Raw genomic sequence first — 14,331 nt, 5'->3', positions numbered from 1 at the left:
AAATCGGTCTTATTAACTGTTTGTGGATTAGTTCGTTTGAGAATTGGTTCCCTAATTTTAGAAATAATAGAACCCTCCAAATCTGGAGAGGTAGTTAACGTTAGAATGAGCCATAGTTTTATGCCGAAATTAGATTTTATCCCTTCAAACCTCCATTAATTCCTTCTTAGGGCAATTTTTTGCTTCGAGTCTAATTCGCCTGTTTTTATTGCTATGACTGGGTTATAGATTCTTGGATATGTCTAATGATTTGGTATCTTGTTCCTTCTATTGGGTCATGGGTAATTCAGTAATTTTTTTCTAGTTCATCAACACTTAGCGGGACTTTAGTGAAAAAATAGTAAAAAAAAAGGGTATAATGTATACCTGATATGTATTTTACGTTAATTACTGGCCTGGGAAAAGTTTGATGAAAGAAACAACTTCAGTGGCCATGCCCTCTTGTTTCCATCGATGGTGCGATCGCTTTAACAATGTCTTTAAAACAAAAGCCCAAAAAACAGGGTTTAGGGAATATATAGGAGGATTACTCTTGAGAAAGCGATCGAAAAAACTTGTCTCAAATTGCCAACAACACTGTAGGTCACACGTACCACAAATTACGGCATTTTCTAGTTCGAGCAAATTGGTCTGTAGATGCTGTGAATGAGCGTCGTCTTCAAGTAATGTGGGAACGTCGCCAAACAAAACCTTCTCGATCCTATTGCTTTAATTATAGACGATTCAGGCCACAGAAAAAGTGGTAATTTTACTGCAGGAGTAGGGCGGCAATATATAGGAGAAATAGGAAAAACAGATAATGGTGTAGTCGTGGTGACAACTCATCTTTATGATGGAGTTAAAAGTCTACCTTTAGACATAGCTTTGTATCAGAAAGCTGATTCTTTTCCAAAAGGAAAAAAAGACCCAGAATTTGTCAAGAAACCAGACGAGTGCAATGTCTCTAGTAGATCAATGTTTGTCCAGAGGACACCAACCAGAAATTGTGTTAATTGAAATTTGGCTATGGTAACAATACATCATTCTTAAATCAACTAGAGAAAAGAAGTTTAACTTATATAGGAGGATTAGCTAAAAATCGAAAAGTCATCATTAAAAAACAAGATGACATTAAAGAGGAAATTAGATTAGACAAGCTGGCAGAAAGTATACCTCAGAAAGCTTTCAACTTAGTTCAACTAAGTACAAAAAATGCTAGAGAAGTTTGGGTAGCTACATTAGAAGTAGAAATATCTAGGATGTCAGGTCAAAAAACTATAGCTATCGTTATGAATGCTAAAAGTTTTTCTGAGGCCACTGATATTAACTATTATATCACTAATAGAGAAGACAAATATGTAACTCCTGAGTGGATATATTCTACTTATTCTCAAAGAAATTGGGTGGAAGTTTTCTACAGGGAAGCCAAAGGATGGTTAGGATTAAGAGAATATCAAGTCAGAGATAAAATCAGCCTTAAAAGGCATTTTATTTTAGTATTTTGTGCTTATACATTTATTATCTGGCATCAGTTAACAGGAGGTATAAGAAGGCGTTGGGCTAACAAACCATTAAATACGTTTACTGATACTTTAGAAGCATTTCGTACCGCAATATCTTATCGTTTTGTTGAGTGGTTAGATGAAAACATCGACGTATTTACCGCTCATAAAGAGAGTTTAGGGTTTGTTTGGGCTTGAAATTTGCTAAAGTCCCGTTAGGTGTTCTTGGATACTTAAACGTCTTGGCATAATAGGTATCACTCCAGGCAATTATTTTTTTCTTCTTCTATTATAAACAAAGGATGCTACCGGACATGACATAATACTGTAATTAGTTTGGTGAGAACTGCCTCTGAAAAAAGACAAATGATTCATAATGCTCATCTCCAAAATATCAATACCTCACAAATCAGCAGTGATTAGTTTTAGTCATTCGTCCAAAAAAACAAAAACAGTGCCAGTATAAGGAATTGACATAAGGAGATTCTTGGGTTGGCAAACCCCTACGCTTCATCAGGGGATTCTTGGGTTGGCAAGCCCCGTAAATTTGGCAAGCTCTGGCAACAAACTGAGGTAACAGTAAGGTTGGCGAGGGCCTAATTTAATTGGATTTGGGTTCATAGTCACAAAGAAAATACAGCTGCGCAAAGAGCTGAGGAACGTGCTCGCTCCTTGGAGTTGGAACGACTTAATTACTTATCCCACACTTTACTGACGCACTACCATAAAATTTTCGGTTTTAGAAATAGGCGCACTATGAGTAAGGAAGTAGAATAGAACATCAAAAAAAAGCTAAAACTTCAGAATATCTGCCAGATATAAACTAGGGAAATGTAGACATAAACTACACATTAAAATGTCAAACCTAGGATTTAATTAGGAATTAAATTCTAGCCTTTAATAAAGCATTTAAAATTAAATCTGATCCGCCTAGAGTTCTATTGTCTGTGAAGTTAATCCTGTAATTATAGATGTAAACCTTTTCTTAAGTTGCTCTAAATATATCAAATATTTCCCATTTTAATTTTATTTTTATTTCTAACCATAGTCTTTCCATATGGTTTAATTCTGGAGAGTAAGGAGGGTGACATCAAAAAATTATTTTCTCAGGAATTGACATATTTAAACTTTGATTTAGAGAGTCCATTGTCTAATTTAATAATATGTAAATCATCAGAATATTTTTCGGCAAATAACTCCAAATATTTTTCCATACATACTGTGTCTAAATGGCTAAATTCATAGAAAAAACTCTCTCCTGTTTTAGCTTCTATCGTATCCATAAAGCCGCAAATACTTAAACCGCTATTGGTGTTTCTCTATATTTACTCCAAATGCCCATGAACAAAACCCTGTTGAAGATATTTGGTTGCCAGGCTAAAATTTCATCAGAAAATTTGATCATCTTTGCAGTTCTTTTAAAGTAGTTAAGTTATTTGAAGCTTTTTTTGCGGTATGGTCAAATATTTAATTTTCCAAAACTTTTTCAGTATGGAATTTTGCTACAACCTAAATAAAATTACTATTGTTTACTAACAATAGTTGTGTGGCTAACTTTTTCTATGTTCTATGCAATTAATTTGTTTGCTAAAATTCTGAATAATGATTTATTTATCTTTTTGTAACACATACTTAAGTGGGGAATATGGAATATAAATAAAAAAATGACTCACATTTATCAGAAACCTTTACCTAAAGATTGTGCCAAGTATACCAACAAAAATGGTATGAGTAAAATGGCTTCTATTATTTAGAAAATTATTCAACTAGCAGCAACTTTACTGACTCCTATTGCTGTATTTTGCATACTCTACAAGTACAGGATTTTTTCATTAATGAAGTAATACTATTCTCGTAGTAGTAATTTATCTCCAAGATAGATATTACTCAAATACAAAAACCCAAAAAATTCTACCCCTAGTAGTAATTTATATCCAAGATAGATATTGCTCAAGGCCTACTAAAAAATTTAAGTCTAATCACTTATTTCTATTTCTATTCAATTTTTCAAGCTTTTGTAGAAAATAACTTTCTCGATATCCACCCAATTGTCTCGATAATTCTAAACCTTTTTGAAAAGATGACATTGCGAAACTAAAAGCCTTTAACTGCGCATAAACTTGCCCCATCCGATCATAAATTTCCATCATACCATAAACATTAACAAACTGTTGAACCATTAATAATTGTACCTTATATATTTCAATTGCTGCCTCTTTTTCATCTTGAGAAAGATAGAGGGCTGCTAAATTTTCTAAAGCATCACTGGCAGTTAAAAATTGTTGAATTGATTGAGCAATACTATAAGCTTCTTGATAGTATTGACTGGCAAGATTAAGTCTTCCCAATTCCTCATAATTTTCAGCAATGGAAATTTTTATCTCTGAAACTTCTGCAATATTTTGTTGACCTTCGTAAAAATCTACTAATCTTTCTTTAGCTGTAATTGCTGGTAAAAGTTTCCCCCCTTGACTATAAATGAAAGCTAATTGTTTCAGAGTATTTGCTTTTTCAAAATTACCATTTATAGAAGGATTTGTTGTTTCTATTTTAGAGAATTCTGAATTACTCTGCTGCTGAACATCTAATAATTCTTCATAGGCGATCGCTGCATTATCATAATCCAACCAATTCAAATATATTTCTCCTACAGATATTAAAGCTTGTTTTAGCGTAACAAAATCCTCTTGTTTCCTTGCCTCACTAATAACCTGTTGATAAACTTCAACTGCTGAATCTTTAGCTCGAACTGTATTAAATGCTGAACCTAATGCTTGTAATAATTCAAAATTAGGAGGTTCTTCCCGTTGAATTTCTGGTTGTATAATTTGGAGTCTTTTTGTAATCCATTGCACCTGTAATTTTTGACTATTATCCCAAGCTATTTCAGCAACTCTTGACAAAGCTGCTAACTCTTCTACTTGACCAAGATAACGACGCAAACGTAATTCTCTGTTCCAAATTTCAAAAGCTTTAGTTTTGTCTCCTGCTGCTAATAATGCTGCTGCTTCAACATTAAGTTGCTCGAGTTTCTGAGAAAGTTTTTCTCGTTTTTCTCCAGTTATAATTCCAGAAGTAGGAGGATTTGGTAATAGTGGATCTGGTTTAGTATTTTCTAGAGGATTAGGAGAAAATATATCTAGAGATTCTAACTCCTCTTCTTTTTCTATTTGACGTTGAGAAATAATATTTATAGATATTTTTTTTAGAGTATATTCAGGAAACTCATTAGTTTTTGCTAAACAAGAAGTTGAAAGGTAAAGGCAAAAAAAACTGCTGGTTATAAATAAGTTTTTAATTTTGATCATTTTAACTATTATTTTAGTGTTTCAACGATTAATAATTATATCGAATGGATAAAGGTTTAGGTAGTATGAGGGATTTATTTCAAAAAATACAAAAATATTTATTCCATTTTGCATGAACAAGCCGGTAAAAGTCTATTTTTATATAAAAAATTAATTCTACTTCTATGCTATCAAAAGCTAGTTTGTGACTGCTGTGTTTGGTAAAAAAATCTTTTATAATCTGTCTATATTTGTGTAGTTTTACCATATTATTTTCACCATACATACAAACTTTTAATTAATTTATTTAGTTTAAAAATTCTCTAGTTTTTATATCAATTAATTCTTTTAGATATAGCTGGTCAATCTGTATGTCTACTATGAAGTATTTTAAATTATTTATCAACATATCCTGGCATTATAAATCTATAATTTTACTCTGGCGTCAAAGTTGCTATTCTAAGATTACTATGATATAAAGCCTCTCTAAAAGCTGGTTTAGCGTGGGAAGAATTTGTTTGCTTATTCATATCTTTATTGTAAATATTTAACCACTCCTGGAAAAAAATATTCGCACTTTGAGAATGTTTAAAAAGAATTACACCTATATTAGTTTCTGGTAAACTATTTGGTACATTTACTACTTGAAAAACTATTATATTTGGTGCATTAGAGACAGCTATATCAAAATATTTCAGCATAGTAAATATATCTAAAAATTAGAACATATATAAGTATCAGTATCTATAAATCAATAAAGTTTCCTCAGAAGGGGTTTGAGGGATATATTCAATTTTATCTATCCATCCATATTGAAGATTATTGATTAAAATAACTTTCTTGAAAACTTGATAATTAACTTCTTCAATGGAAAAAAGTGTTATGGGCAAATCAGGAATTTTATCTTTTAAACTAGATGCCGATATAAGTGCCTCATTAATAGACTTTTCTCCCGTTGCGATATAAATAACACCTTTAGACATTAAATATTTATATGATAGTTTTATATTCTTATATGTTAAAACAAATAATTTTTCTTAGCAACTAGTTTTTGCGTGTATAATTGCTGTAAAAAATGTATTTTTAATCTAAATCTTATATTTGATTTAAATACTTCTATCCTCTCCTCCACAATATTTATCCAAAAGTTCTTTATCTCTATGATAATCATATATTACTAATTGATTTTATTTTGACACACCACTTATTCAACCAGGCAGGTTCAATTTTTTTTGAGGATATTGACTTGAAAGCTTGGGCAAAAGGAATAATGATAAAGCATGTCAATGATGCAGGTTTTGATAAATTCTTTAATATTTGCTCCTTGGGTATGTTGGAAACGAGGGGTATATTCGGGCAAAGTAGATAAAAATTAAACCTCACAGATTTGTTCAAATTGTTAGACTAAAACGGGCAAAAAAGAATTATCCCAACGAATTCATAAATATCGTGAATCTGAGCTAAAAATTAATCAATTTGATTTAAATACTTCTATCCTCTCCTCCGCCATCTTTATGCAAAATCTCTCTATCTCTACGATAATTAGATATTACTAATTGATTTTATTTTGACACACCACTTATTCAACCAGGCAGGTTCAATTTTTTTTGAGGATATTGACTTGAAAGCTTGGGCAAAAGGAATAATGATAAAGCATGTCAATGATGCAGGTTTTGATAAATTCTTTAATATTTGCTCCTTGGGTATGTTGGAAACGAGGTGTATATTTGGGCAAAGTAGATAAAAATTACACCTCAAAGATTTGTCCAAATTGTCAGACTAAAACGGGCAAAAAAGAAATTATCTCAACGAATTGATAAATATCGTGAATCTGGGCTAGAAATTAATCAAGATGTAGTTGCAGCTAAAGTGACTTGTGCGAGGGGTCTAATTTTGGCTGGGCAGGTCGTGGTTGAAAATGTCTGTGGATGAGTCGGGGACAAATCTTATGAGTTGTCTAGATGACAGCAAAACCCAAGGCGTGAGTTTTGAGAATCTCCCGACAAATCAAAAATTATGTCGGGAGAGGATGTCAATAATTTCTGGCGTTGGTGAATTAAGGTATGATTTGAGTTCATAGTGATGGCTGTGAATATCTCTAAGGAACTGGAACATCCCAAAATTGATATTTACTGAATCAGTAAGGGAATTGAATGCTTTAACTTCTCGGAATTATTTTCAGTAGCAAAGAGTCCTTCGATGTCATCTGGCAAGATACTGCCGAAGTCTAGTATTTTCTCCAACTACAATGGTCATATAGGTTTTGCCGATAATTTTATCCCCATCATTAATAGGCCTTGGCATATACTTTCCATCTATCTGTACTTAAAAATAACATTCCCATTTTTTAACTTGTTTCCACAAAGGATAAAATGTTTTTCCAATACGATTTCCAATAACCCATTCTAAAATTCCTTTTGTAAAATGATTTACTGCGGTTTATAGCCAAATTTGGTTTTTTTGAGCCTAATTATGTCTGTAATTCGTCTAGCTCTCCTACTTGAGGAGTTTCTTGAGGAGAGTAAGAACGTGGTAATAGTTTTCCTGCTTGTTTAATCAAGTTGATAATTGTAGTATGGTGTAGCTTTTTGACTCTTGATATTCCTCTTAAGCCCATAGCATTAACATACATTTTTAACCATTCATCTGTGAGTTGATCACTATAACCTCTATAAGTTTCATCGCAATCAATGAATTGACGACCACATTCTACAAAGATGTAGTTTTACTTTCCTTTCTTTTAGACATTTTTATTGATGTGAGTTGATTAATATTCTAGACATCCCATAATTTTTCTGCCTAAGATCGCGATTGCTATGAACTCAAATCACACCTTAACTAGACAGTAACTAGACAGTGGGAAGTTCTGGGAATACTGCTAGCCAAGCCTTTCAGCAAGCTCAAAATATTAAATTCTCTCCCAAGAACTGTAGTTGCTATAAACCTTGTTCAGTAATACTTTCAGCTCAGTTTAGCCCATCGTTTTTTAGAATAACTTTTGTACTTTCCAGTACCTTAATTCACCAACGTCTAATTTCTTACATTGACGACTCTTCTCCAATCCATCTGCTGTCAACTTGCTCCAATGTACCATCAAAATTCAACATTGTTGCTGTTGCCAAAGTCTCAATCCAGACCGTTGCTCCACAAGAATGAGGTTTATTGGGGCGATAAACAATTTTACAAGGACCATGAATCTCAATTTCGTGACCTTTTGCTAACGTTTTAGTTCCTCGTTTAGCAGAAAGTACATGAAGATTGGTATTTTTCTTCTTTTTATTTGCAGCAATATTAGGACGATGGAAATGAATTGTATTTTTGCCACAATGACTACAGGAATACCAGCGGGCTAATGGTCCACGCTTTTTACGAGAAACTCTTGGCATTCCTCTATATAAAGGAATTACCCAGGTATGACCATTTATTTTTCTGGCTCCTTGAACCCGGCCTTCTTTAATTAAGACTCGTACTCTTTGAGTTGAAATATTCAAAAGAGAAGCAGCTTCTTTTGTACCAACGAACATAATTTTTACTATTGCGTACTTCACAATAGTAAGATTTATGGCATTTTCTGTCAATAGTAAAATAATGTAAATTCCATAGGAGTTACGCATTGACAGATAGTATATAATGTGCATAGTACGAACTCAGAAAGCGATCGCTAAAAATAAAGAGCAGAAAACTGATAAAATGGAGGAGATTGTAGAGCAAACGAGGTAGTTATCCGAACTATTACGAAGAAATCAACAGCTAAGTGTAATATAGAACTTTATACTTGGTATTTAATCGCTGAATCGATCATATTCAGGTTGTAATCGTTTAGCCGAGACGTTCGATGATTTATCTCATGACAGTGTAAACCGTTTTTTTAAAGTGAGAAAGTTATGATCAATTTGATTTATTCAATGAAGTTAAACAGTATATTGAACTGATAGGTGGAACATTAAGTATTGATGATACGGTCATCGAAAAACTTTATAGTAATCCAAACTTAAGTGAGTTTATTGGCTATTTCTGGTCAGGAAATAAACACAAAACTATCAAAGGAATTAATTTAATTACGTTATTTTATACAGACCCTAATGGAATATCAGTTCCTATCAATTATCGACTTTATAACAAAGAAGATAACCTGTCTAAAAATGACTATTTTCGTTTGATGTTATCGGAGGTTGTAGCCTGGGGACTACGGCCAAGTTATGTAACTGGAGACAGTTGGTATTCCTCAAAGGAAAACCTTAAATTTCTGAAAAAACAGGAATTAGGTTTCATGATAGGAATAGCTAAAAATCGACAAGTCTCAATTAAAAAAGGAGAGTATCAGTCAGTTGAAAGCTTAGATATGGAGCCTTTGGGACAATCGTTTACTTGAAAGATTTTGGGAAAGTGAAAGTATTTAAGAAACATTTCAAAAACGGGATGGTTCGTTTTTATATTTTATTTTGCCAAGATACGCAAGACGCTCGAAGAAGTTGATAAAACTCAATTTATTGGGCTAAAAACAATTCATTGGGGAATTGAATGTTACCATCGCGCTCTGAAGCAATTATATGGTATCAATAAATTTATAGTTAGAAAGTCTGAGGCGATTTTAAATCATTTTTTTAGTTCATTACGAGCTTTTATTAAATTAGAATTGATGAGATATAAAGAGTTGATTGATAATTGGTATCAACTGCAAAGAGAAATATCTCTTCAAGTTAATCGCCATTTTATTTGAGAGAATTTAAGCTAATTTTTTTCTAATTTATTGATTAGTTGTTGTTATTATTAAGCCAATTTTCAGAACTCTAATTTATAGCGATCACTTTATCTATCTCAGGTGGATCATATTTCCCATGATTTGTCAATGCGTAACTCCTATTCCATATCAAAGTTTACTCTAACCAGAAAGGATAAAGTTCTACAAAAAAAAGTATAAATATAGTTTTTTTAATATTTACTACTAATAGTAGTTTTAGAGAGTAGGGAAGATAGGGAGTTAAGACGGGGAAAAGCAATATTTGGATTTCAAGCTGTTTCAGCCGGAGCTAGATAAATGATAACTGACCATTACATACCTAATTCTCGGATCTATGCAAGCATTTAAAATATCAATAAAAATAGCCACTAGAATAATACCTGCAAAAAATACAACTATCCCCTGACTATCGGATAATCCCGCAAACTAATTGCCTAATATAATCTATTTGCTAAACTTTGCTAAACCAGGTCAAGAAAAAGTTACCTCAAGATGTGACAAACAGCTCAAAAGCACTTTTGGAGAAGGGTTTATTGGATTAAAGTGAGCTTGAAAATATGAATTTTTGGAGTCAGATAATGATAATTCTTCCTAAGACAAGGGGTTGGTTTGCGTTGGCGGAGGATGGTGGCGGCAGCTATATCGCAAACCCATCCCTTCTTTCCCAATTTTGGTTGATTTTTATGTCAATCAAAATACTATGACCATCAGTCACAATTTATGCTAATGCTAAAAAAAAGTCAGTCCACTTACAGATATAGACTGACTAAAATGTTATTCTTATCATTGTATGAGTTACTTTTTAAACAATAGAGTTGTTGGGAAATAAGGTAGAATGAGCAAAGAATAAATTGGCCAGAAGAATGCTAAACGTTGAACAAGACCTAAAACAAGACAGGTTACTAAGAGCATTAACACCGATTAAATCCTAAAGCATTTGAATCCAAGTTGGAAGTCTTTTCACCAAATATATGAGCAAACGTTGCTAGAGAAACCTCGTCAACGCTCTGTTGGAGGAGGCCTTTTGGCTCGTTTACGCACCAGTAAGGACAAATTATTCTATATTCTCTTCTACTTTAAATGTTACCCAACCTTTGATTTGGCTGGTATATTGTTTGATATAGACCGCAGCCAGGCACATCATTGGGCCTATATTAGAAACAGCCTTGGGAGAAAAAAAGGCGCTGCCAGAAGGCTAAATCAATAGTGTCCAAGCATTTATAGAGCGTTAAAATACCGAAAATCGGACATTGAGTCAATCTAGAGCAGGACTTACGCAGGTACGCTATATATAGCGTACTGTCGACATGAAATTCTCCATACTATAATTAGTTTTTTTCCAGATAGATATTACTTTTAATGTATCTTTAAACAAGGTTACAATTAGGTTAAATTAACTTGCTAAAAATCTTTAATTACTAGATGATAATGACATGATTATATTAGTTCAAAAATATGAATTTTAACTTTGTTGACTACTGTCAATATTTACTTAAATTCCACACAAATTTTACTATAACGCTCCTTAGGAAATCCAGAGCGAAAATATTAGTCATGATACAATAAATCGCTATTTAAGATATTAGTCTTTGAATTCAGAAGATTTATGGCGAAATGTTAAAGAAGAATTTGTTTGGTGATACCGAAGCTTATTTAATTTTTGATGGCACAGTAATTAATAAAAAATATGGATATAGTATTGAGCTTACACGACGACAATATAGTGGTATAGGTTCATCAAGTTGTTTGCGTTCTATCAGCTGCGAAGTTCGTGGGTCTTGGAATAGTTAATTGTGTATATTTTAATCAAGGAATGAACAATTATGGATTATAGATTATAGGATTTATGACCCAGATACTGACAATAAAACAAAAATAGAAGAGTGTTGAAGAAATGATATTTAATGCCATAAATAATAAGAAAATACCATTTAAAACAGTATTAATGGATTTGGGTATGCAACACAAAGATTAATGGGATTAATAGATAATGATAGAAAAATTTACTACTGCCCTTTAAAAAATAATCGCGCGCGTTGATGATACACGAGGTGTAGAAAAATACAAAAAAGTTCAAGATTTAAATTGGAATGAAGCCGAAAAAAAAATCAGGGAAAATAATTAAAATTAAAGGGTTTCCACTCTGCAAAAAGGTAAAAATATTTTGGATTATGTGTGTCTGCCAACAGGGCAGAATATATTGTTACTAATGACTTGACTCAATCATCACTCTTTAGATGTAGAGTTTGAGATTCAAACTCGATGGAAAATCGAAGATATCAATCGATAAATTAAGCAATTAACAGGTTTAGGACGCGTGGAGCGTGTCGTCTGCGAATAATTCAGAAAAACCATATTGCTTGTGCAATGAAGCGTGTGAAACTTGTTAAAAAGATTTGCCTCGAAAATAGGCAAAAGTATTTATCAAGTTAAGCATGGGTTATTATCAAAATATCTAACCGATCAATTGAAATATCCTTCAATTAAAATGAAGGTAATACCAATTTCCTAAAGTCCGACTACACATAATGCTTCAAGAATAAAATCATATCCTGTACAAGAAGCAATATCTTTTTGACTAAATCCAGTTAATATATTTCTCAGGATTCTGCGTCAGAAATCTAAGGAATCGAAAACTCGATTTTTCAAGAATTTTTTCACCTCTTTCCACAGTCTTTCAATGGGATTAACTTCGGGACAATAAGGAGGTTGAAATAATAAAATGATGTGATCAGGGATAGATAAATCATTCCCTAGATGCCCTCGCCCGTTATCTAGTTGAATAATATGAATCTCTTCAGGATATGTTTGAGAAAAAAGCTCTAAAAATCTTTCAAAGCAAGGAGTATCTAGATGACTAAATTCATAAAAAAAGGAATCTCCTGTTTTTGGTTCTACTAAACCATAAAGCCATAGATATTTAAATAGCCATTGATATAAACCAATGGGCTTAACACCGCAAGCAGTAATGACTTTACCTGTTATAGTTTTTAATCCAATTCTAGTCTCGTCTTGACACCAATAGCGAATTGGCAGTTGATTTTCCGAATATTTATTAATTAACTTAATTTTCTCTTCTAGTTGAGATGAGAGTTTTTTTTAAAGTTTTCTTGAGCTTCTTTATTTTGTTTTATGTGATTTGGACGTGGAACTTTTAATTTACTTTTTAATTTAAATCTGACTAATTGATGAACTGTTCGATAAGACAGCTCGATGTCAAAACAAGTCGTTAACCACTGTTGAATTTCACCATAGCTTTGGAAACCTTCCGGGTTTTGCAATTCTGCTTCTAATTTCTCGATTACATTTGGTGGAATTGAACTTGGCCTCCCTCCTAGATTTTTCTTTGGTTCTAGTAAAAGATTCAGTCCACCTGTACGATATTTCCCTAACCATTTTTGTACTGTGACTCGATTGCGTCCTAACATTATCGCAATTTCTTTTACTGTTTCTACTGTTTGAGTTTTCAACCAGTAAATAGTTTGAAGTCTTTCCTTTTCTTGAGCTGTACTCGCACTTTTTAAAAGTTTTTTGAGAGTTTCTACCGATTCATTTATCTCAATTTTTACTACTCCTGACATGGGGACATTTTCTATAATAGGTTACTTCTAAAAGTGTAGCTTAAGTTTATGAAATTAGTATTATTTGACTTGAATTACTATTGGTTTTTTGAATAAAAATAGTTAGGCTATTGCTAACGCAAAGCTCCGCTAACGCACGTGACAAAGCGTGAAGTTCGTCGAAATTGTCATGCGCTATATATAGTGTCTTTGCGTAAGTCCTGTAGAGTAGAGAGTTATATGTGAAAAGGCCTTCGCGGGCGTTAAGCGCTATGGGGCTGTCAATCAGATTTACCGTAATCATAAGCATGATTTTGATGACAAATTAATATTATAATCGTTTTAATTAAGATTGAAACAAAAAATTGAGTATAATAAAATCAAGTCAACTAGAAACTATTTTGAACTATGCCTTATAGTTTAGACTTCAGACAAAAAGTCATAAATTTTGTAGAAAATGGCGGTACGATTACCAAAGTAGCTCATACATTTGGGATAGGAATAGCTTCGATATATAGATGGTTATCTCGCCCAAAATTGTCAGCAACTAAGGTAAAAAGTCGTCAAATAAAATTAGATTGGAAAGCATTAGAAAAAGATGTAAAACCAAATCCAGAGTCGCTCATTTTAAGACAGATCTAAAAAAATTGGAGTTAATCAACCAGCTATATTTTATGCTTTAAAAATAATTAATTTTCCTTGAAAAAAACAACTTCGTTATAGAGAAAGAAATAGAGAAGAAAGGATAATATATTATCAGCTTTCCCTCGAAATTTTATCAAAAAAATTAGCAGTAAAAGCCTTGTGTTTATTGATAAATCAGGATTTTAAGATAATCAAGACTGTATTTATTCCTAGTCAAAAAAAGGGAAAAAAGTTTATGGTGAGCAAGAGGGAAAACGAGGTAAAAGAGAAAATTTAGTAGGCGGGAGAAGAAAAAAGGAAAAAGATTTAATAGCACCAATTATATTTAAAGAAACCCTAAATGCCGTGGGATTTGAACAATGATATGATCAACATTTATTACCATCATTAAAAATTCCCAGTGTACTGCTGCATGGATAATTCACCATTAATTACGAAAAAACATTATTAGAGAATTAGTAGAAGCAGGGGGTCACCAATTACTATTTTTGCCAAAATACTCTCCTGATTTAAATGACTAAGAACATGATTTTACTGCATTAAAAATAGCTAGAATGTATTCACCTATCAATACATATCTTGATAAAATTATTCGTAATTATTGCGCCAGATAGTGT

General features: G+C 32.5%; 9 protein-coding genes and 6 pseudogenes. 6 read left to right on the top strand and 9 right to left on the bottom strand.

Annotated elements, in window-relative coordinates:
• Nucleotides 1–409 precede the first annotated feature (409 nt).
• A pseudogene (locus tag TERY_RS06510) lies at nt 410–1,679 on the top strand (IS701 family transposase).
• Between the two features lie 908 nt (nt 1,680–2,587).
• On the opposite strand, the gene TERY_RS32600 reads toward TERY_RS06510, so the two are convergent.
• The gene (locus tag TERY_RS32600; protein WP_011611081.1) at nt 2,588–2,764 is read right to left on the bottom strand and encodes a hypothetical protein; all 177 of its coding nucleotides are present in this window, start codon (nt 2,762–2,764) and stop codon (nt 2,588–2,590) included.
• Between the two features lie 41 nt (nt 2,765–2,805).
• Between TERY_RS32600 and TERY_RS34715 the strand changes: the two are divergent.
• Nucleotides 2,806–2,998, top strand: a pseudogene (locus TERY_RS34715) (IS630 family transposase); the annotation flags it as partial.
• 462 nt (nt 2,999–3,460) lie between these two features.
• Here TERY_RS34715 and TERY_RS06500 read toward each other — a convergent pair.
• The 6 genes and pseudogenes from TERY_RS06500 to TERY_RS06475 form a co-directional block, all read right to left on the bottom strand.
• Nucleotides 3,461–4,789, bottom strand: a complete 1,329-nt coding sequence (locus TERY_RS06500; protein WP_011611080.1) for a tetratricopeptide repeat protein — start codon at nt 4,787–4,789, stop codon at nt 3,461–3,463.
• A 79-nt stretch (nt 4,790–4,868) separates the two neighbouring features.
• Nucleotides 4,869–5,036, bottom strand: a complete 168-nt coding sequence (locus TERY_RS06495; RefSeq protein WP_213960313.1) for an element excision factor XisI family protein — start codon at nt 5,034–5,036, stop codon at nt 4,869–4,871.
• Between the two features lie 166 nt (nt 5,037–5,202).
• Nucleotides 5,203–5,469, bottom strand: a complete 267-nt coding sequence (locus TERY_RS06490) for a hypothetical protein (RefSeq protein ID WP_011611079.1) — start codon at nt 5,467–5,469, stop codon at nt 5,203–5,205.
• Nucleotides 5,470–5,505: 36 nt separating this feature from the next.
• Entirely contained in the window at nt 5,506–5,751 is a 246-nt protein-coding gene (locus TERY_RS06485; protein WP_011611078.1) for a hypothetical protein, read from the bottom strand.
• A gap of 1,115 nt (nt 5,752–6,866) precedes the next feature.
• A pseudogene (locus TERY_RS06480) lies at nt 6,867–7,526 on the bottom strand (IS1 family transposase).
• Between the two features lie 280 nt (nt 7,527–7,806).
• Nucleotides 7,807–8,382, bottom strand: coding sequence for a helix-turn-helix domain-containing protein (locus TERY_RS06475; protein ID WP_052845763.1), 576 nt, complete (start codon nt 8,380–8,382; stop codon nt 7,807–7,809).
• Between the two features lie 147 nt (nt 8,383–8,529).
• On the opposite strand from TERY_RS06475, the pseudogene TERY_RS06470 reads away from it, so the two are divergent.
• The 3 genes and pseudogenes from TERY_RS06470 to TERY_RS30115 all read left to right on the top strand — a co-directional run bounded on the left by TERY_RS06470 (nt 8,530) and on the right by TERY_RS30115 (nt 12,021).
• Nucleotides 8,530–9,488: pseudogene (locus TERY_RS06470) on the top strand (transposase).
• A gap of 1,003 nt (nt 9,489–10,491) precedes the next feature.
• The gene (locus TERY_RS06465) at nt 10,492–10,716 is read left to right on the top strand and encodes a helix-turn-helix domain-containing protein (RefSeq protein ID WP_213960314.1); all 225 of its coding nucleotides are present in this window, start codon (nt 10,492–10,494) and stop codon (nt 10,714–10,716) included.
• 248 nt (nt 10,717–10,964) lie between these two features.
• Nucleotides 10,965–12,021, top strand: a pseudogene (locus TERY_RS30115) (transposase).
• 101 nt (nt 12,022–12,122) lie between these two features.
• Here the strand turns inward: TERY_RS30115 and TERY_RS27465 are convergent.
• A complete protein-coding gene (locus TERY_RS27465; RefSeq protein WP_081432519.1) occupies nt 12,123–12,578 on the bottom strand; it encodes an IS630 family transposase in 456 nt (151 codons plus the stop codon).
• An 8-nt stretch (nt 12,579–12,586) separates the two neighbouring features.
• A complete protein-coding gene (locus TERY_RS06460; protein ID WP_011611074.1) occupies nt 12,587–13,090 on the bottom strand; it encodes a helix-turn-helix domain-containing protein in 504 nt (167 codons plus the stop codon).
• A 387-nt stretch (nt 13,091–13,477) separates the two neighbouring features.
• Here TERY_RS06460 and TERY_RS30110 point away from each other — a divergent pair.
• A pseudogene (locus tag TERY_RS30110) lies at nt 13,478–14,328 on the top strand (IS630 transposase-related protein).
• Nucleotides 14,329–14,331: the final 3 nt, after the last annotated feature.

Origin of the sequence: Trichodesmium erythraeum IMS101, assembly GCF_000014265.1 — a bacterium.
Lineage (GTDB): Bacteria > Cyanobacteriota > Cyanobacteriia > Cyanobacteriales > Microcoleaceae > Trichodesmium > Trichodesmium erythraeum.
The sequence above is the reverse complement of the archived record's forward strand: the minus strand, read 5'-3'. Positions and strand labels throughout refer to the sequence as shown.